This is a genomic window from Aquitalea magnusonii (genome assembly GCF_002217795.2).
In the GTDB taxonomy this organism is placed as follows: Bacteria; Pseudomonadota; Gammaproteobacteria; order Burkholderiales; family Chromobacteriaceae; genus Aquitalea; species Aquitalea magnusonii_B.
On the sequence record NZ_AP018823.1, the window covers coordinates 1,823,227 to 1,843,250 of the forward strand.

Genomic DNA, 20,024 nt, shown 5'->3' on the forward strand with positions numbered 1-20,024 from the left:
GGCAGATAATGTTTGACCAATGGGCGGCAGGTGCGTATAAAGGTCGGGCAGGATTTCAAGAGTTGTGCCTATTTCGTTACAGTGTGTGTCCCTCCCCAAAGAGTGCCTAATTGTTCAAATGTCTATCCCTTGAATGTCTTGTTTGTGAGCATTTGCTCTGTTTTTAATTTGTTTTATGTCAGGGATATATCATGGAAACCGGCACCGTAAAATTCTTCAATGACGCCAAAGGCTTTGGCTTTATCACTCCGGATGCAGGCGGCGACGACCTGTTCGTACACTTCTCCGAAATCAAGGTAGACGGCTTCAAGTCGCTGCAAGACGGCCAGAAGGTAAGCTACGTTAAGGCTGCCGGCCAAAAAGGCCCGGCTGCTACCAACGTTCAGCCGCTGTAAGCCTCAGAATACAGACCGCATCTCCGCCGTAAGGCGGGCTGCGGTCCTGAACTAACCCCCGCCCGACTTTGGTCCGGCGGGGGTTTTTCATGCCAGGTGCTGTTATGCTGTGGCATCAACTTTAGCAGGGGGCTGCATGACGGCTTTACCTCTTTCCCTGCCTGGCAATGCCGTGCTGTTGCTGGTGGATTTGCAGCGTGCGGTGGATGATCCGTGCTGGGGCGAGCGCAACAATCCGCAGGCCGAGCAGGTGGTGGCACGGCTGCTGGCATGCTGGCGCAGCCAACACAGGCCAATCTGCCATGTCAGGCATGACTCGCAGCAAGCAGGCTCTACCTATCGCCCAGGGCAGCCGGGGCATGATTTCAAGCCGCAAGCCTTGCCGCAACCGGACGAGTGGCTGCTGCCCAAGCAGACCAATTCGGCCTTCATCGGTACCGATTTGCAGGCAAGGCTTGCCGCCATCGACTGCACCACCCTGGTGGTGGTCGGGGTAGCCACCAGTAATTCGGTAGAGGCTACTGTGCGCATGGCCGGCAACCTGGGCTATACGGTTTACCTGGTGGCCGATGGCTGCTTTACCTTTGCCCGGCGAGACTGGGCCGGGTGCTGGCGCACCGCCGATGAAGTGCATGCCATGTCGCTGGCCAATCTGGACGGAGAATATTGCCGGGTATGTCAATCGGATGACATCATGCGCGCCGCAAGGATGGCCGCTGGCTAGCGTGCTGCGCTAGCGCCGTCCTCCAGTGGCGCTGCCTCCTGCCATAGCTGCTGCCATTGCGCTTCGTAGCGCGCGGCCAGATCTGCCGCATTCCAGATGATCAATACGTTTTCCGCATTTTTGCTGGCGGCTGCCGCGGTGTAATTGAAACTGCCGGTCTGTACGTGCAACTGATCGATGATCATGAATTTGTGGTGCAGGATGGTGTAGCGGCCATTCAATCTTACCGCCAGGCCCTTGCTGGCCAGAAAACGTGTGGCACTGTAGCTGGCGGTGCTTTCCTTGCGATCGGCCACCACGGCAATTTCCACACCGCGCTGGCGGGCATCCAGCAACGCCAGGGCCACCGGCTTGCTGGTGAACACATACGCGGCCATATGAATGGATTGCCGCGCACTACCAATGCCCTTGAGCACCAGTTGTAGTGCTGCGGGGTCGGGGGCAAAGGCGACTTCACTGCGCATTGCCGTTGGGGCGGTACTGACTGCTGCTGCGCTACTGCCCGTGCAGATGAGCAGCAGGCATGGCAGCACTGAGCGAAGTGGTAGGTTCATCGCGGCATGATGGCATGCCAGCCGCAGTGGCGCGCCCTGCCATCCGGGCAGGCGCAAGGGCTGCGCTCTTGCTAGAATGCGCGCTGGTTTTCGGTCAAGGGGATGGCGTGCGCATACTTCATACATCAGACTGGCATCTGGGTCAGCACTTCATGGGCCGCAGCCGGCAGGCGGAACATCAGGCCCTGATTGACTGGCTGCTATTGCAGGTGAGCCAGCATGCCATCGATGCGGTGCTGCTGGCGGGAGACATCTTCGATACCGGCGCGCCGCCCAGTTACGCGCGCGAACTCTACAACCAATTGGTGGTGCGGCTGCATGAGGCGCGCTGCCAGTTGGTTTTGCTGGGTGGCAATCATGACTCGGTGGCCACGCTGGAAGAAAGCCGCCCGCTGCTGGCTTATCTGGGCTGCACCGTGGTGGCTGCGGTGCAGGAGGATCTGTCACGCCAGTTGCTGACCTTGCGTGACAAGGCAGGCCAGCCCGCCGCCTTGCTGTGCGCGGTGCCCTTCATCCGCGCGCGTGATGTGATGCAAAGCCAGGCTGGGCAGAGTGCCGAGGAGAAACAACTGGGCCTGCAGCAGGCCATCGCCATGCATTATCAGTCCCTGCACCAACTGGCCTTGCAAGAGCGCGACCGCCTGGGCCTGCCGCTGCCCATTCTGGCCAGCGGGCATCTCACCACCGTGGGTGCCAGCAGCAGCGAATCGGTGCGTGACATCTATGTTGGCGCGCTGGATGCCTTCCCCAGCAATGCCTTTCCGCCGTTCGACTATATCGCGCTGGGGCATATCCACCGGCCACAGCAGGTGGGGGGACAGGCACATATCCGCTATAGCGGCTCGCCACTGCCCCTGAGTTTTGATGAGCTGGGGCAAAGCAAGCAGATGCTGCTGCTGGAATTGGATGCCGGCTCCATTGCCAGCATCAGCCCGCTGAACGTGCCGTGCTTCCAGCCCCTGTGCAGCCTGCGTGGCACGCTGGCTGATCTGCAGCAATCCATTGCAGCCGCACTGGCCGCCACCCCTGCCGGGCAGACGTTGTGGCTGGAAGTGGTAGTAGAGGGGGATGATTATCTGTCCGATCTGCAAAGCCGCATCCAGCAGTTGCTGGAAGGACAGCCGGTTGAACTGCTGCGCCTGCGGCGCGCCCGCAGTCAGCAGCGCGCATCACTGCAGGCCGAGCGCAGCACGCTGGACGAGCTGAGCCCGCAAGAAGTGTTTGAGCGTCGGCTGGCGCTGGAGCAAATGGACGAGGCGCTGGCAGCGGATCTGCGCCAGCGTTACCGGCAGATAGTACAAGCGCTGCAGGAGGAACAAACATGAAAATCCGTAGCCTGCGGCTGAAAAACCTCAACTCGCTCAAGGGCGAGTGGACCATCGACTTTACCCAGCCACCGTTTCGCGACAATGGCCTGTTTGCCATTACCGGCCCCACCGGAGCCGGCAAATCCACGCTGCTCGATGCCATCTGCCTGGCGCTCTACCACGAAACCCCACGGCTGAAAAACATCTCTGCCAACAGCAACGACATCATGACCCGCCACACCGCCGACTGCCTGGCCGAGGTGGAGTTCGAGGTAAAGGGCAAGATTTACCGGGCGTTCTGGAGCCAGCGCCGGGCGCGGGACAAGGCCGACGGTGCCTTGCAGCAGGCACGGGTGGAGTTGGCCGATGGCGACGGAAACATTCTCACTACCCACAGCAACGACAAGCTCAAGCGCATTGCCGCCATCACCGGGCTGGACTTTGCCCGCTTCACCAAATCCATGCTGCTGGCCCAGGGCGGTTTTGCCGCTTTTCTGAATGCCAGCCCCAATGAGCGCGCCGAGTTGCTGGAAGAACTGACCGGCACCGAACTGTACGGCCAGATTTCCCAGCGCGTGTTCGAACAAGCGCGTGACAGCCGCCAGGCGCTGCAACAATTGCAGGCACAGGCCGGCGGGGTGGAGCTGCTGGCCGAAACGCAGCGCAGCGCCATGCAGCAGCAACTGAGCAGCCTGCAGCAGCAACAGCAGATGCTGGCCGAGCAGCAGCAACAGCTTGGCCAGGCCCTGCAATGGCGACAGCAACTGGCACAGGCTCAGCAGCAACAGCAGGCAGCCAGCCTGCAACTGGAACAGGCCCAAGCCGCCATCACCCAGGCGGCCCCGCAATTACAGCAACTGGCAGCCAGCGCACCGGCCCAGCGCATTGCGCCGCTATATCAACAATGGCAAAGCCAGCAGCAACGCCTGACTGCGGGCCAGGCCGCTTTGCAAGCGCTGCATGCGCGCTACCAGCACAGTTGGCAGCAATGGCAGCAACTAAACTGGCAAGGCTTTGTGCTGGCGCGGCAGCAATCTGCCCTGCTGGCCTCCGCGCAGGCACAGGCGCAGCAGCAATGGCAGCAGTGGCAAGCACAGCAACAGGCCCAGCCACACTTGGCGCGACTGGGCGAGTCTTTGCCGCTCTGGCGCAGCCAGTTTGACCAGCATGCCCGCATGCTGCAGGACAGCGCACAGGCAGAGCAAGAAGCCCGCCAACTGGCCACCGCACTGGCGGCTGAGCAGCAGCGCATGCAGGCGCAAGCCCTGCTCTGTCAGCAGGCCGAGGCCGATTTCCGCCACGCGCAACAAGCCGAACAGGCCGCCGCATTGCTTAGCCAGCAGCAGGACCTTGCCAGCCTGCGCCAGCAGTGGCAGTCCGCCCAGCAAGCCGCCCAGCAGTGGCAGCAAGCCATCTTGCTGGCCGGGCAGTTGCGGCAAGACTGGCAGACCGCGCAAGACCTGCAGCAGGCGCTGACCCGACTGCAGACACTGCTGCCGCAGCACACGGCCGCGCTGGCCACCCTGCGCAGCCAGTATCGAGAACTGCAGGAACAACTGGCCGACAAGCAGCGCCTGCTGGAACTGGAACTGCGCATCCAGGATCTGGAAGCCCAGCGCGCGCTATTGCAACCGGGCCAGCCTTGCCCCTTGTGTGGCTCGGCCAGCCACCCCTTGGTGCAGCACTACCAGGCGGTGGATGCCACCGCCGCACGCCAGGCGGTGCTTGACAAGCAGCAAGCCCTGGATGCGGTGCAGGCGCAGGGCCTGCAAGCCAATGCCGCACTGGCAGCGCTGCAACAGCAGTTGGACAGCCTGCAGCAGCAATGGCAAGCACAACAGGCCAGCCAGCAACAGCAATGGCAGCAATGGCAGCCGCTGGCCGCTGCGCTGGCAGTGCAACCGGAAGCATGGCAGCAGCCGGAATTACTCAACCAGGCCGCACAGGCGGCCATGCAGCAGCAAGAGCAATTACAGCAGCAACTGCTGCAGGCCGAGGACGCCGCCCGCCACTGGCAGCAGTGCTTGCAGAGCAGTCAGCAAGCGCAGCAGCAGTGGCAGGCCGCGCAAGCTGCGCTGGCCCTGCAGCAGCAGGCCGTGGCCAGCTTGCAACAGCAATGGGCGCAGGCCGGGCAACAACAGGCACGGCTTACGGCACAAGCGCAGGCGCAGTGGCAGTTGCTGCAGCAGTCGCTGGCCCAGGCGGGCCATGCCATGCCGGCAGATCCGCCACGCTGGCTGGCCGACTGCGCCCGGCAATGGCAAGACTGGCAACAGCAACAGCAAGCGATGCAGCGGCTGGAGCAGCAACTGGCGCGGCTGGAGGTGCAAGCCAGGCAGGCGGCGGCCCAGTGCGATGAATGGCAGCACTACTGGCAACAACTGGCCCTGCCAGAGCCGTCGGCAGCAGCGAACACCGCAATGGCGGAGCTGGCCGACATCACGACGCAGCTGGAAGCCTGCCAGCAGCAGCGGACAGCCTTGGCGGCCGCGCTGGCGCAGTTGCAAGGGCAGCAACAGCAAGTAGCGGAGGATGTCCGCCAGCAAGAGCGGCAACTGGCGGAGGTCGCGCAGCAATGGCAGCTCGCCTTGCAGCACAGTCCATTTGCCGATGAAGCCGCCTTTACCGCTGCCTGCCTGCCGGAGAGCCAGCGTACCGCGCTGCAAACCATGCAGCAGGGCTTGGACAGGGCCTTGCAGCAGGCGGAAGCCTTGCTGCAGGCTGCCAACAGCCGGCTGAGCGCACTGCAAGCCCTTGCCGTCAGTCCGCTCAGCCTGGAAGCGCTGCAGGCAGAGCAGGCCGCGCTGGATGGGCAGCGTCAGCAACTGAGCGCCGAAAGCGGCGCGCTGCAGGCCTTGCTGGATAATGATGCCCAGCGCCGTGCCGGCCTGCAGGCCTTGCTGGCGCAGATTGACCGCCAGCAGGCGGATTGCGAATGCTGGCAGCGGCTGGATGGGCTGATCGGCTCAGCCAAGGGCGACAAGTTCCGCCGCTTTGCCCAGGGATTGACGCTGGATCATCTGGTCTATCTGGCCAATCGTCAGTTGGCGCGCCTGCAGGGGCGTTACCAATTACGGCGCAAGGCCGAGGGTGAGCTGGAGCTGGAAATTGTCGATAGCTGGCAGGCGGATGTCTGTCGTGATACCCGCACCCTGTCGGGCGGTGAGAGTTTTCTGGTCAGCCTGGCACTGGCCTTGGCGCTGTCAGACCTGGTCAGCCACAAAACCTCCATCGACTCGCTATTCCTGGATGAGGGCTTTGGCACGCTGGATGCCGAAACCCTGGAGATTGCACTGGATGCGCTGGACAGCCTGAATGCCAGCGGCAAGATGATAGGCGTTATCAGCCATGTGGAAGGCATGAAGGAGCGCATTGCGGTGCAGATCTGCGTGACGCGCGCCGGTGGCGTGGGCCTGTCGGCGCTGTCGGTGGTGGGCGGCTGAGCTGCAGTGGCTTGCAATGGGCTGCTGACCGATGGTGCTGTCATAGCAAGGTCTGGTAGCCATGCACAATCACCCCCAGCGCCAGATAGGCAAACAAGGCGGCGGACGCTGCATTGCAGTACAGCAGCAGGCGATGGCCCACCAGCTTCTGGCCATGACTGGCCAGCCAGGCCAGAAAAGACGACCAGGCGAGGCCGCCGAGGAAAAAACCGCCCAGAAACACGCTGGCCGCCAGCGAGCTGCCATCGGTGGACTGGGCAATGATGCTGCCGCCCACCGCGGCAAACCACAGCAGCGAGGAGGGCGAGGCCAGCGCCATCAGCAGGCCGCGCCAGAATTCCGCCGCCGTGCTGCGTTGCTGGCCATCATCGGCAGCGCTGCTGCCGTCCTTGCTGCTTGGATGGTAAAACTCATGCCAGGCCGCGCGCGCCATTTTCCAGCTCAGCCACAGCAGCACGCTGCCACCGCCCAGCCACATCACCCAGCGTACCGGGGTGAAGCCAAACAGCAGCGACATGCCCAGCAAGGACAGCAGGGCGTAGAACAGATCACCAAAGCAGGAGCCCAGACCCATCATCAGCGCCGGGCGCAAGCCCTTGCGCAAGCCGGTGTTGATCAGGGCGGCATTGACGATGCCGATATCCAGGCACAGCGATACCGACAGTAAAAAACCCTTGGTGGCAATGGCCAGCATGACAGCGCATCCGTACTTGATAAGAAAACAGCGCCGATGATACGGGCTGGCGCAGCAAGCGTCTTGTCAAAAATTGATCTGGCGGTAGCGGCCCGGCGTCATGCCGCAAAAGCGGCTGAATGCCTTGCTGAAGTGCGCCTGATCGGCAAAGCCGGTGGCCAGTGCCACCGCGATGATGGCCTCGCCGGCCCGCAAGCGGCGGCGCGCCTCGGCCATGCGCTGCTGCATTTGCCAGGCCAGAGGCGGCAGACCACAAGCCTGATGGAAGCTGCGCACCAGATGGGCCGGGGTGATGCCAGCTTGCTGCGCCAGTGCATCCAGCGTCAGCGGTTGTGACAGATCATCCAGCAATTGTTGCTGTACCCGCTGCAGCAGCACGCTGCCACGGTGACTGGCGCTATTGGCGGCGGCTGCCCCTTGCCGCGGCAGGCGGGCGAGCAGGGCAATGATGGCCTCTTCGCGCAGACTGGCGTCTTGCACGGCCAGTTGACGCAGTGCTGCTGCCAAATCGGGGCGCTGCAGCAGGCTGGGCAGATCGGGCGGCGGGCAGTCGAAATAGCTGGGAAAGGCCGCCGGTGCCACATACAGCGACAGGCATTGCCAGTCTTCGCCGCTCAGGCTGCGGCTGGCTTGTACCGCACCGGGTGCGTAAACGGTGAGCATGTCCGGTCGCACTTCAAAGCGCCTGCCATCCAGCCATACCTCTTCCAGTCCACCCAGATTGGCGCTGATGACGTACTCGTCGTGGGTATGTTTGGGAAAACCGGCTGCCGTGGCCTGGATGCCGGCCAGTTCCAGCAAGGGGGTGCGCAGGAAAATCATGCTGCGATTATAGAGCGCCGCCCGGAACTTGCCTCGGATCTGTGTGGCGGACAAGTGATGGATGGCCGTGGCTGGGGGCGGTGATGGTCTCTGATGCGCCAAGGGAAGCGTCTGAATCTCCCCTGCAAGCCTGTCTGGCCGTGGCTGCCACCAGCCTGCGGGTGGCAGCCACGGCGCGGAGCGCTGCTTATTCGTGCAGTTGAGCGGCCAGTTTGGCGATTTCACCCACATTGGCATTCAGCGCCTTGCTGATGGCCTGGCCATAGCCGCTGTCCGCCTTGTAGAAGTAGGACAGCATGGTGTTGCGGGTTGCCTCATTGCGCACCCGTCCCAGGTCGGCGGCGAGATTGGCAATCAGGTTGGCCTGCTCCTGCTTGTTCAGGCTGCGGTAGAACTCGCCGGCCTGGCGGAAGTTCAGCGTTTTGCTGATGCCGGCCTGCTGGGTGCTGCCGGACAGCGGCAACTGGCTGTAACGGGCGCTGGCATCCTGCTGCAGGCTGCCCTGGCGGCTGGGCTCGTAATTGACGCCACCCTGGCGCTGGCCGCCATTCATCGCGCCATCCTGATTGTTGTTGTCTACGGCAACAAGCGGACGGTTGACCGGCAATTGCAGACCGTTACTTCCTACACGGTGCAACTGGGTATCGGCATAAGCAAAGATGCGGCCTTGCAGCAGGCGGTCTTCCGAGGGCTCAATGCCCGGCACCAGGTTGGAGGGCGCAAAAGCGCTTTGCTCGGTTTCCTGAAAGATGTTGGCCGGCAGGCGGTTAAGCGTCATGGTGCCGACCTTCTGTTCCGGCACACCACTCCAGATCTTGGTCGCATCCAGCGGGTTGTAATCCAGCTTGGCCATGTCTTCCGGCTGCATCACCTGGAGGTACAGATCCCATTGCGGGTATTGCTTGTGCTTGATCGCCTTGATCAGCTCTCGACTGGCATGGTTGAAGTCCTGTGCCTGGATGGCGGCCGCCTGCTGCATGGTGAGATTGTGCTGGCCCTGACGGCTGGCCCAGTGGAATTTCACATACACGTAACGGCCCTGGGCATTGACCAGCTTCCAGGCATGGACGCTATTGCCGTCCATATACTGATAGCCCTTGGGGATGCCGTAGTCGGAGTACAGCCGGGTAAGCATATGGGTGGCTTCCGGCTGGTGGGCAAAGAAGTCGAAGAAGCGGTTGGGGTCTTGCAAATTGGTCTCCGGCGACGGTTTGAGCGAGTGGACCATGTCGGGGAACTTGATGGCATCACGAATGAAGAACACCGGCAGATTGTTGCCGACCAAATCCCAATTGCCTTCGCTGGTATAGAACTTGGTGGCAAAGCCACGCGGGTCGCGCAGGGTTTCCGGCGAGTGCAGGCCGTGAATCACGGTGGAAAAACGCACGAAGACCGGGGTTTTGCTGCCCTTGGCGAATACCTTGGCGCGCGTCAGCGCCGAAATGTCGGCACTGGCTTCAAACGTGCCGTAAGCGCCGGCGCCACGGGCATGCACCACCCGCTCCGGAATGCGTTCACGGTCGAAGCGCTGCAGTTTCTGGATCAACTGCACGTCTTGCAGCAGGACCGGGCCGTTGGGGCCGGCGGTTTGCGAATGCTGGTTGTCGCCGACGACCGCACCGTTGTCGCGGGTGAGGCTGGCTGCGTGTGCCGGGGTGAGCAGGCTCAGGCTGAGTGCGATAACGCCCAAGGTGTGAAGAGGGTACTGATTGGCCATATTGCTGGTCCTGATGGTGAAAAGGGCCTTCAGTCTAGGGAGCGCACGGCAGGGGATGAATTTTGAAATATTTATCGCAGCTATCAGTGAATACTATTTAATACCTGCGGTTATTTTATAGATAAATTATGTTTTATTTCAGTTGCTTAGATGACTGTGTGGCGGGCGTTGTGGTTGGCTAACACGCTTGTGATGGTGATGGCAACCGTTACTAAGTACGGCCATCCCCAATGTGGCGGGCTGGGCGGTGCCGGCGCTATCGGAGGTCGCGTGGTGTGCCGATCCTCGCCATGATCTTGCAAGATAAGGCGTCCGGATGGCGCGGTTTGGGCCGTCAGTAGCCGCCATCTACCACCAGTGCGCCGCTTGCCACGGCCAGCAAAAGCGTTGCGTCGCCGGGGCCGGGCGCACCGATGCGGCGGTACAAGCGCCAGGACAAGCGGGGGCAGCTTTCTTAATTGGCGGCGCTTAGTGTGGCGGGTTCAGTACGGCACGGTTATCCGGCTTGCTGTGGGCGATGCCAAGCAGGCTGGCCATCAGCCCGCATAGTTCTAGCTGGCGGACCCGCGCAGTGCTGGCATGGTTGAAACGGCTGCCCAGCAGGTAAAGCGGCACCAGCCGTTCTTCCGGCAGAATGCCGCCGTGGCTGTGGTCGGCATTCATGCCGTGGTCGCTGGTGATCAGCACCTGGTAGTCCTCGGCCAGCCACTGCGGCAGATAGTGCGACAGCAGCTTGTCATTGGCACGGGCGGCGTTGCGGTACTGCATGCTGTCGCCGCCAAATCGGTGGCCGGCATCATCCACGCCCATGGGGTGAATCAGCAGGAAGTCGGGCTTGTGGCGACGGCGCAGCAGCTCGGCATCGATGTACAGATGGTCGTCAGGGTAGTGGTCCACGTGATAGAACAGGCCATGCTGGATGGGCAGGCTGTCGTCGTCGGTCAGCCGGTCTCGCACGGCATCATAGGGTGCGCGGTTATAGAGTTCGCTGATCCAGTGATAGGCCGCTGCGGCGGTGCGCAGTCCGGCCGCGTGCGCCAGGCTGAAGATACTTTGTGCGGTGGACAGCCGCACCACATCGTTATGCACTACGCCGCTGGCGATGGGGGCTGCGCCACTGAGAATGCATTCGTACAAGGGGCGGGACAAGGATGGCAGCTCGCAGCGCAACTGGTGCAGGCTGGCCTGTCCGGCTTCACACATGGCTTGCAGATAGCCCATACCATCGTGGCCGACCTGCCAGCCAAGTCCATCCACCACGACCAGAATCACCTTGCTGCGCATCTTGTTTCCCTGTCCTTGCCGGCGGAGTGCCGGCTGACAGTGTGCCATGACTTGATGACAGGCTGGTGATGCGTGGCAGATGTCAGCAGGGGTCTTCGGCGTAGCGGCTCTGGATGGATTGGATTTCCGGCACGATGCGCAAGAAGGTTTGTACCAGTTGCGGGTCGAAGTGGTATCCGCTTTCCTGCTGCAAGTAATCCAGCGCGGCTTGCTGGGTCCAGGCCGGTTTATAGGGGCGGGCGGACACCAGGGCATCGTAGACATCGCAGATGGCGGCAATGCGGCCTTCCAGCGGAATCTCCTCGCCGCACAGGCCGGCCGGGTAGCCACTGCCATCCCATTTTTCGTGATGGGTGAGGGCAATGCGCCGCGCCATGCGAATCACCAGCGCCGGATGTTCCGGAATGATGGTGCCGCCAATGCGCGGGTGTTCGCGCATGATCTGGAATTCGGCTTCATCCAGCCGTCCAGGCTTGAGCAAGATGCGATCCGGCACGCCGATCTTGCCCACATCATGCAGCGGGCTGGCCATGCGCAGCGCATGCGCCCAGGTGGCATCCTTGCCCAGCGCCAGGGCCATCTGTTCGCACATCTTGCTCATGCGGGTGATGTGCTTGCCGGTTTCGTTGTCACGGTATTCGCCGGCGCGGGCCAGGCTGAGGGTAACTTCCTGCGCCATGTCTTCCAGCGCATTAAGCAAGGTGTCGTAATAGGCATAGGTGGCCAGGCCCATGTCCAGAAAGACGGCCCGGTTGATGGCGGTAAGGTAGCGGCTGCGGGTAGCGCCGTCCTGCACCAACTGGTCCAGCAGTTGCACCACCTGGTTGAGCACCACCACATAGGCTCCGGAGTAAAAGCGCAGGTCCACGCCCAGCCGCTGGTGGGTATGGCCGATGGCCAGTGTGGCTTCCAGATAGTGCTGATTGAAGTTGCCGGCAAACACATGTTCTTGCCAGTGATGCTGCTGGTGGGTGCGGGCGCGCTGCAGGGCTGCGGCGTCGGCAAAGGTGGCGCTGGCTGCGGTATTGGCCTGGATGTAGGCGTATACCGCATCCATCAGGGTATCCATGTGCGGGCGGATCAGTCCGCTGAATTCACGCAAGGTGTTGATGCTGTCGGCATCAATATCGAGAAAATCACGCCATTGTTCAAATCGCAGCCGCACGCTGGTTCTTTCTGCTATTCAGGTTGGCCGGAGCGGATATTGTCCGGCAAATAACCATTTTAGCAAAAAGGATAATTCCACTGTCAATGCAATCCGCTATGACTGCCCGGCCGCCTTGCGCCGCAGCCGGCTCAGGTCGATGCGGTCGGCTGCTCGGGCGCGCAATTGCCCGCAGCCACCATCAATGTCCTGACCCGCCGAGTCGCGGATCTTGGTCAGCACGCCACCAGCATGCAGATAGTGCTTCATGTGGCGGATATGCGCCTCGTCCGGGCGCTGGAAGCTGTCGCCTTCCATGCTGTTGTAGGGAATCAGGTTCAGCACCCCATATTTACCCTTGAGCAAGGCAATGGCTGTGTCCATCTCCTGCAGGCTGTCGTTGATGCCCTTGAGCAAGGTCCACTGGTACTGGATGGGGTAGCCCACTTGGCGGGCATAGCCTTCGCCCAGCTCCACCAGTTCTGCCGGGCTGATGCGTGGTGCGCGCGGCAGCAGGCTGGCGCGCAAGTCGTCGCGAGTGGTATGCAAGGACAGCGCCAGCGCCGGCTTTACCTGCATGGCGGGCAGGCGTTCGAAGACGCGTGGGTCGCCCACGGTGGAAAACACCAGATTCTTGTGGGCGATATTGCCTTCGCGCCCCAGAAAATCTATTGCCTCCAGCACATTGTCCAGATTGTGGGCCGGCTCGCCCATGCCCATGAACACCACTTTTTTCACCGGGCGGATGCGGCGCGCCAGCACCACCTGGGCGACAATTTCCGCACTGCCCAACTGGCGCAGCAGGCCGGATTTGCCAGTCATGCAGAAGGTGCAGCCCACCGCACAGCCCACCTGGCTGGAAACACACAGCCCGTCGCGTGGCAACAGCACGCTTTCCACCATCTGGCCATCGGCCAGTTCCACCAGCAAGCGCTGCGAAGCATCTGCCGCCTCATGCCGGGTATGGATGCGCGCCAGTGTTGCCAGTTGCTGGCTGAGTGCCGGCAGGCCCTGACGTACTTTGAGTGGAAAGTAGTCGGCGCTTTGCTGGTGGCGGGTGCCGTGGTCGAGCGCCAGGCCCTGCAGCCAGGCGCGGTTGATGCGGCCGATGTGACAGGGACGGGCGCCAAGGGCGGTAAGGGTGTGATGAAAATCCTGAATGCGCATGCGTGGTCTTGTGTGGCTGGAAACAAAATGGCTGGGCCGGTCGCGAGCGCGTAGGGTAATGCAATGCCGTCTGGCCGGCTAGCCTGGTCTGGGCAGATGGCAAGAAAACATGCGCAAAACCGCACTGCAGCACCCGCCGGTGGCTGTTTGTTGCCAAGCCTGCCTGTCAGGCACTGGCCCCGGCCGCCTGGGGTGGCGCGTGGCAATGTTCAATTGAGCAGCAGCATTCGCATGGCATTAAATGGCGAACACCTGGCAGTCTGCCAATTTTGTTGCGCAATCGCCGTTCTGCTTGAAAATTGCATACTTTATGCCAGATTTTCTGCCGGGTCTTATTGTTTGACATTAATCAATGGCGGTTCTGTTCGCTCGTTCAACTGCGAGCAAATCGTATTATCATGCGCCGAAAAATAGACCAATGTACTAGGCAGCAATGCATCGCTGCCACTCATCCCTACCGGCCATTTCATCATGTCAAAACCTCTTTCCACGCTGGGCGGCTCGCTCAGCATAGCCACCAAGCTGAACCTGGTTCTCTCCATTTTGCTGATTGTGGTTCTTGGCATCGCCGCCGCCTGGCTGACGCACTGGCAGGGCGAGCGCATGCAAAGCCAGATGCAAGAAGAAATGCAGCAAGCTAACCGGCAGGTCATCGACATGATGGATGCCTATGCTGCGCAACTGGAACGTTCTGCCGCGCTGGGGGCGGCTGCCTTGCGGGCAAACTTGCCCGGTGCGGTAGTCGTGTTGCCCGAGCGTGGTGATACCGCAGGCAAATCCTTGCCGCTGCTGCGTATCGGTGAGCGTGTGATCAATAACAGCACGCTGGAGGTGGACCGCTTTACCCGTAGCACCGGCGCGCTGGCCACAGTGTTTGTCAAGGATGGCAGCGAATGGGTGCGGATTGCCACGTCGGTCAAGAAGGAGGATGGCAGCCGCGCCGTGGGCGCAGTGCTGAGTCACGACTCGCCGGCCTATGCCAGCCTGAATGCCGGGCGTGCCTATACCGGGCCGGCCCAGTTGTTCGGACGTGACTTCATGACGCTTTACACCCCCTTGAGCAATGAGGCGGGCCAAGTGGTGGCCGCTCTGTTTGTGGGCGAGGAATTTACCGCCAGCCTGGCCGCCTTGCGCCAGAAAATCATGTCGGTGCGTTTTGGGGAGTCCGGTTATGTCTATGCGTTTGATGCGCGCAGCGAACCGGGCCGCATGATGATCCACCCGCACTCGCAGGGCAAGAATCTGCTGGATTTCAAGGACCGGGATGGCATTGCCATCAATCGGGTGATGCTGGAGCAAAAGCGTGGCTTGCTGCATTACCACTGGGCCAAACCGAACAGCGATGAAGCAATCCGCCCCAAGATTGCCGTATTTGATAGTTTTGAACGCTGGGGCTGGATTGTGGCGGCCAGCAGTTACGAAGATGAGTTTGCCAGCCAGTTGATGGCGATGCGCCTGCGCCTGGCCATCGGCACCTTGCTCATCATTGCCTTGCTGTTTGCTGCCACGTTCTGGGCCAGCCGTACTTGGGTGGCCCGCCCGCTGGCGCAAGCGGTTGACGCCATTCGCCGCGTGGCGGCGGGTGATCTGACCGTAAACTTCACCGCGCAGAGCCAGGATGAGGTAGGCAAACTGTTGCAGGCTGCCGATGAGATGAGCACGCAACTGCGCGGCATGATAGGCGATGTGGAGCGCAGCCTGGTTGCGCTGTCCGGACAGGCCAGATCGCTGGTTGCCATTGCCGAAGATGTTTCATCCGCCTCGGGTGATCAGAACGCGGCCGCCAGTGCCATGGCTGCCTGCGTGGAAGAAATGAGCAGCAGTATCAACCAGGTGGCACGCCATGCCGAACTGGCGCGCCAGATGGCGGTGGATGCCAGCGCACGCTCGGAAAATGGCGCCCACGTGGTGGGGCAGGCCACCGACACCATGGGGCAGATTGCCGTGGCCGTGAGACAGGCAGGCCAGACAGTACGTCAGTTGGATGGCTTGTCAGAACGGATTGCCGAAGTGGTTACAGTCATTCGTGACATTGCCGACCAAACCAATCTGCTGGCCCTCAATGCTGCCATTGAGGCCGCTCGGGCGGGGGAGGCCGGTCGCGGCTTTGCCGTGGTGGCCGATGAAGTGCGTAAGCTGGCCGAGCGCACCACCCAGTCCACCCTGCAGATTACCGATACGGTGAGCAAGATTCAGCAAGGTGCCCGCCTGGCGGTGGAGCACATGGAAAGCGGTGTGGAGCAGGTGGACAGCGGAGTCAGCAGTGCCAACGATGCCGCCAGCAGCTTGCAAGCCATTCGTGATGGTGCCGGCCAGGTGGGGCAGGCCGTCAGCGGCATCTCTGATGCGCTGAGTGAGCAGGATGCCGCCAGCCGTGACATTGCGCTGAATGTGGAGAAAATCGCCCATCAGGCTGATGGCAATCATGGCAAGGCGCGGGAGGCGGCCAAGTCTGCCACCACGCTGGCCGGTCTGGCCGATGCGCTGCGCGCCAGCATCAGTCGCTTCAAGCTATAGCTGCTTAGCAGCTCATTGCGTGGATTCCAGCAGACCAGGCCCGGCCAGACCGGGCCTGGTCATTTTTTTTGCGGCATCCCGGATTACGGCGCTAAAGCATGGGTGTCCGCCCGGCACCCGGCATAATCTTGTCGGCTGCGGTATCCTGCGCGCTATAAATGATAAAGCGCAGTAAATGATTGCGGCGCCGTAACCCCTGCCGACACCATGATTGATATCGATAAAATCCTCGACGGATTGCTGGACGAAGCTGCGCCCTTGCTGCGCGGCCTGTGCAGCAATGCCTTGATCGGGGTGTATGTGATCCAGGACGAGCGCTTCGTTTTTGTCAACGCGCGCCTGGCCGCGCTATTTGGCTACACGCAGCAGGAGCTGTGCGCTGGCATGGGGCCGCAACAACTGACCGCAGCGGGGGATTGCCCCCTGGTGCGTGCGGAAATCGACCGTCGGCTCTCCGGTGCCTGCCAGAGCAGTCACTATGCCTTCCGTGGCATCCGCAAGGATGGCAGCCAGTTTGATGCAGAAGTGTTTGGCGTCAGCACCAGCTTTGGCGGTCGTGCCGCCATCATCGGCATGCTGCTGGATGTTTCCAAGCGCAACAAGGCCGAGCGTGCGGTCAAGGATCAGCTCCAGTTCATTACCCGCCTGATCGATACCATACCCAGTCCGGTTTTCTACAAGGATGAGGCTGGTCGCTACATCGGCTGCAATGTCGCATTCGAACAATTCATCGGCAGATCGCGCGCGCAACTGATTGGTTTATCGGTGTTTGATATGTCTGCGCCGGATCTGGCAGCGCGTTACCACGCCGCCGACCAGGCACTGTTTGATGCCGGCGGCACCCAGGTGTACGAGGCGCAGGTTGAATACGCGGATGGCCAGCGCCACGATGTCATGTTCTACAAAGCCACTTTTGACAAGGCAGATGGCAGCCTGGGCGGACTGGTCGGCGTGATACTGGATATCAGCGAGCGCAAGCGCATGGAACAGGCCATCTGGCACGAAGCCAATTATGATGCTTTGACCGGCCTGCCCAATCTGCGTTTGCTGCGTGGCCGTCTGGCCGAAGACCTGGAACGCACCCGGCGCACGGCCGAAGTGCTGGCCGTGCTGTTTATCGACCTGGACCGTTTCAAGGAGGTCAATGATACGCTGGGCCACCATATCGGTGACCAGTTGCTACGCCAGGCTGCCGAACGCATCCATGCCGCCGTGCGCAAGAGCGATACGGTTTACCGCCAGGGTGGCGATGAATTTGTTGTCATCCTGCCAGACATCAGCGATGCGCAGTCGGCCGGCCAGATAGCCGGCAAGATCATCCGTCTTTTAAGCCTGCCTTTTCTGCTGGGTGACAATCAGGTTTACGTGTCGGCCAGTGTGGGCATTGCCTTGTTTCCGGACGATAGCAAGCAACTGGAAACCCTGCTCAGTTATGCCGATCAGGCCATGTATGCGGCCAAGGCCAGTGGGCGTAACTGCTTCAGTTACTTTACCCCTTGCCTGCAAGAGGAAGCACTGCGGCGGCAAGACGTGGCCAACCGCCTGCGCCGGGCGCTGGTGGCGCAGCAGTTCGAAGCCTGGTTCCAGCCCATCATCGAGCTGGCCAGTGGCCGCGTGGTCAAGGCCGAGGCGCTGCTGCGCTGGCAGCACCCCGAGCTTGGCACCATCGCGCCGGGCGATTTCATTGCGGTGGCCGAGGAAATCGGCCTGATCGGCGATATCGGCAACCTGGTGTTCCAACAGACGCTGGATGTGCTGGAACATTGGCCGACAGGCCAGATAAGCGTGAATATCTCGCCGCGCCAGTTCATCAGTGGCGATTGCCGGCATTGGCCGCAGGAGTTGCTGGAGCGCCAGTTGCCGGCATCCTGCCTGGCGGTGGAAATCACAGAAGGCTTGCTGCTGGACGAGCGTCCCTTGGTGGTCAATACCCTGCTGGGCTTTCATCAGGCTGGGGTGGAAGTGAGTATCGATGACTTTGGCACTGGCTACTCGGCGATGTCCTACCTGAAAAAATTCAACATCGACTATCTGAAGATAGACCGCAGCTTCATACAGGGCCTGGCCACGGACAATACCGACCGCGCCATTGCCGAAGCCATCATCGCCATGGCTCATAAACTGGGCATGCGCGTGATTGCCGAAGGTGTGGAAACCCCGGCGCAACTGGAGCTGCTGCGCGAGGCTGGCTGCGATTATGTGCAGGGTTATCTGTTGGCACGGCCATTGCCACGGGAGGCCTTTCTGGCCTTCTTGCGGCAGGGCGGGTGCGCGTAAAACTCGATTGGTAACTGGTCCGGATCCTGGCAAAAGAAAAAGTGTTGCCCGGTCAGTTCATCCAGCCGGATTTCCTCACATGGCACGCCCTGTTGCAGCAAGGCGGCACGCAAGTCCTGCAGCGCATCGGTGGCCAGGGCCAGGTGGCGCAAGCCGCAGGCCTCCGGCTGGCTTGGTCGCGCCGGCGGGGCGGGGAAGCTGAACAGCTCCAGTTGACTGCCATCCGGCAGTGCCAGGTTCAGCTTCCACGATGCCCGTGCCGCACGCCAGGTTTCACTGATGATGGGCAGGCCCAGAATGCGATGATAGAAATCCCGTGCGCGAGGGTAGTCGGCAGTGATGATGGCAAGATGGTGAATGCCAATAATGGGCAGGGCGGATGCGCGCATGGCAATAGAAAATTTATATCAAGATTAAAATATCAATCAATTGGACGCATGAGACAACCGGCGCGACAATGGCGCCACTGACTGACACTCAGTACCCGCTGAAGCAAAACCTACCCCGGATTTGCTTCCATTGTTGGCATGGCCTTGCTGTTGCAAGGACATGTCGGCAACCCTCCCGCTTTCGGTGGTTTCGGGCCTTGACGCCGCCGAATGCTCTTGGAGCCGGTGCCACGCAAGTGGCACCGGTCTTTTTTATTGCTGATTTCCCAATACCGCCTTGAGCCAGCTGGTGCGTTGCTGCCAGATGACAGGGGCCTGCCACAGCAGATGCAGAGTGGCCAGGATGTTCAGCAGGGCCGTACCCAGCAGCAGATAGGCAATGCTGCCAAACTGCTTGAGCACCATCACGCTGGCCAATGCTGCCGCCACCATGTAGAAGCCATTGATGATGTTGTTGGCGGCAATCGCCTGCGAACGGAAGCTGTCCGGACTGGAAACCTGCAGCCAGGTGTAGAGCGGGACAGTGAAAAAGCCGCCAAAAAAGCCCAGCAAGGCGACATCCAGCATGTGACGCCAACTGGCCGCCTGCGCCATAAACTGGCCGAGCGACATCAGTGCGCCCTGGTAGTGCGGCATGGCACCCAATGCCAGATCGCCGCCAAACAGCGTCATGCCAATGCTGCCCAGCAATACCAGCCCCAGTTGCAGGCGGCCATGTGACAGTTTGGCGCAGATGACCGATCCCAGACCGATGCCAATGGAAAACAGCGCCAGCATCACGGTATACACCTGCGCGTCGCCCCCCAGATGCAAGCGGGTAAAGGTGGGAAGCTGGGTGGTGTAGACGGCACCCATCAGCCAGAACCAGGAAATGCCCAGGATGGCGCAGCGGACATCGCGGATGCGCCAGGCCTCGCCAATCAGCCGGACCGAATCGCCGATAAAGTTGAAAGACAGTTGCAGATGCGGTGCGCCGGGCGGTGCCGGTGGCATGCCGCGGCTGAACCACCAGCCGCAAACCGCCGTTGCCAACAGCAGGGAAACAATCAGCAGCGGGCCGCCTTCGGTCATCAGGCTGCCGATGATCTGGCCGATGAGAATGGCCAGGAAGGTGCCCATCTCTATCATGCCGTTGCCGCCCACCAGCTCGTGTTCGTTCAGGTATTGCGGCAGGACTGCATATTTGAGTGGCCCGAAAAAGGCAGAGTGACATCCCATCAGGAACAGCGCCGCCAGCAACAAACCGGCTGAGTGCAGGAAGAAGCCGGCCCCCGCCAGCAGCATGATACCGATTTCAGCCAGCTTGACCCCACGGGCAATCACCGCCTTGTCAAAACGCTCCGATACTTTGCCGGCAGTGGCGGAAAACAGGAAAAACGGCAGGATGAACACCCCGGCCGCCATATTCACCAGCAGCTCCGGCGACATGCCGTTGAGGGTAAGGCCGTGATAGCTGATCAGCACCACGATGGCGGTTTTCAGCAGGTTGTCATTGAAGGCACCCAGAAACTGTGTGCCGAACAAAGGCAGGAAGCGGCGCGAGCCAAAGAAACTGAAGTCTGTTTTCACGGTGGGTCAGCACGGGGTGGC

General features: G+C 61.3%; 15 protein-coding genes. 6 read left to right on the forward strand and 9 right to left on the reverse strand.

Annotated elements, in window-relative coordinates; all coding sequences use genetic code 11:
* The first annotated feature begins 191 nt into the window (after positions 1-191).
* Both DLM_RS08780 and DLM_RS08785 read left to right on the forward strand, forming a co-directional pair.
* Positions 192-395: a cold-shock protein gene (locus DLM_RS08780; RefSeq protein ID WP_089083430.1), complete on the forward strand. Its 204-nt coding sequence runs from the start codon at positions 192-194 to the stop codon at positions 393-395.
* Positions 396-531: 136 nt separating this feature from the next.
* Complete coding sequence (locus tag DLM_RS08785) at positions 532-1,119, forward strand: cysteine hydrolase family protein (RefSeq protein ID WP_089083429.1); 588 nt, start codon at positions 532-534, stop codon at positions 1,117-1,119.
* Here DLM_RS08785 and DLM_RS08790 read toward each other — a convergent pair.
* Positions 1,116-1,583 carry a phospholipase D family protein gene (locus tag DLM_RS08790; protein WP_197715541.1) on the reverse strand — a complete coding sequence of 156 codons (468 nt, stop codon included), beginning with the start codon at positions 1,581-1,583 and terminating at the stop codon, positions 1,116-1,118. The genes DLM_RS08785 and DLM_RS08790 overlap by 4 nt on opposite strands.
* A 197-nt stretch (positions 1,584-1,780) precedes the next feature.
* On the opposite strand from DLM_RS08790, the gene sbcD reads away from it, so the two are divergent.
* Together sbcD and DLM_RS08800 are read left to right on the forward strand one after the other, a co-directional pair.
* Entirely contained in the window at positions 1,781-2,998 is a 1,218-nt protein-coding gene (gene sbcD / locus DLM_RS08795; RefSeq protein WP_089083542.1) for an exonuclease subunit SbcD, read from the forward strand.
* Complete coding sequence (locus DLM_RS08800) at positions 2,995-6,423, forward strand: AAA family ATPase (protein WP_089083427.1); 3,429 nt, start codon at positions 2,995-2,997, stop codon at positions 6,421-6,423. Before sbcD ends, DLM_RS08800 begins: the two co-directional genes overlap by 4 nt.
* Positions 6,424-6,463: 40 nt before the next feature.
* On the opposite strand, the gene DLM_RS08805 is transcribed toward DLM_RS08800, so the two are convergent.
* The 6 genes from DLM_RS08805 to DLM_RS08830 all read right to left on the reverse strand — a co-directional run bounded on the left by DLM_RS08805 (position 6,464) and on the right by DLM_RS08830 (position 13,251).
* Positions 6,464-7,117 carry a LysE family translocator gene (locus DLM_RS08805; protein ID WP_089083426.1) on the reverse strand — a complete coding sequence of 218 codons (654 nt, stop codon included), beginning with the start codon at positions 7,115-7,117 and terminating at the stop codon, positions 6,464-6,466.
* Between the two features lie 66 nt (positions 7,118-7,183).
* Complete coding sequence (locus DLM_RS08810; RefSeq protein WP_089083425.1) at positions 7,184-7,939, reverse strand: helix-turn-helix transcriptional regulator; 756 nt, start codon at positions 7,937-7,939, stop codon at positions 7,184-7,186.
* A 187-nt stretch (positions 7,940-8,126) separates the two neighbouring features.
* A complete protein-coding gene (locus DLM_RS08815; RefSeq protein ID WP_089083424.1) occupies positions 8,127-9,656 on the reverse strand; it encodes a catalase in 1,530 nt (509 codons plus the stop codon).
* 468 nt (positions 9,657-10,124) lie between these two features.
* Positions 10,125-10,940 (reverse strand): alkaline phosphatase family protein, encoded by an 816-nt coding sequence (locus DLM_RS08820; RefSeq protein ID WP_089083423.1) that lies wholly within the window; start codon positions 10,938-10,940, stop codon positions 10,125-10,127.
* An 82-nt stretch (positions 10,941-11,022) separates the two neighbouring features.
* Positions 11,023-12,105, reverse strand: a complete 1,083-nt coding sequence (locus DLM_RS08825; RefSeq protein ID WP_197715542.1) for an HD domain-containing phosphohydrolase — start codon at positions 12,103-12,105, stop codon at positions 11,023-11,025.
* Between the two features lie 96 nt (positions 12,106-12,201).
* Positions 12,202-13,251 carry an RNA methyltransferase gene (locus DLM_RS08830; protein ID WP_089083422.1) on the reverse strand — a complete coding sequence of 350 codons (1,050 nt, stop codon included), beginning with the start codon at positions 13,249-13,251 and terminating at the stop codon, positions 12,202-12,204.
* A 471-nt stretch (positions 13,252-13,722) separates the two neighbouring features.
* Here DLM_RS08830 and DLM_RS08835 point away from each other — a divergent pair, with 471 nt between their 5' ends.
* Both DLM_RS08835 and DLM_RS08840 read left to right on the forward strand, forming a co-directional pair.
* Positions 13,723-15,768 carry a methyl-accepting chemotaxis protein gene (locus DLM_RS08835; RefSeq protein ID WP_089083421.1) on the forward strand — a complete coding sequence of 682 codons (2,046 nt, stop codon included), beginning with the start codon at positions 13,723-13,725 and terminating at the stop codon, positions 15,766-15,768.
* A gap of 207 nt (positions 15,769-15,975) precedes the next feature.
* Positions 15,976-18,045: a putative bifunctional diguanylate cyclase/phosphodiesterase gene (locus DLM_RS08840; RefSeq protein WP_089083420.1), complete on the forward strand. Its 2,070-nt coding sequence runs from the start codon at positions 15,976-15,978 to the stop codon at positions 18,043-18,045.
* Here DLM_RS08840 and DLM_RS08845 read toward each other — a convergent pair.
* Entirely contained in the window at positions 17,976-18,434 is a 459-nt protein-coding gene (locus DLM_RS08845; RefSeq protein ID WP_089083419.1) for a VOC family protein, read from the reverse strand. The two genes, DLM_RS08840 and DLM_RS08845, sit on opposite strands and share 70 nt — an antisense overlap.
* A 252-nt stretch (positions 18,435-18,686) precedes the next feature.
* Positions 18,687-20,003, reverse strand: a complete 1,317-nt coding sequence (locus DLM_RS08850; protein ID WP_089083418.1) for an MFS transporter — start codon at positions 20,001-20,003, stop codon at positions 18,687-18,689.
* Positions 20,004-20,024 lie beyond the last annotated feature (21 nt).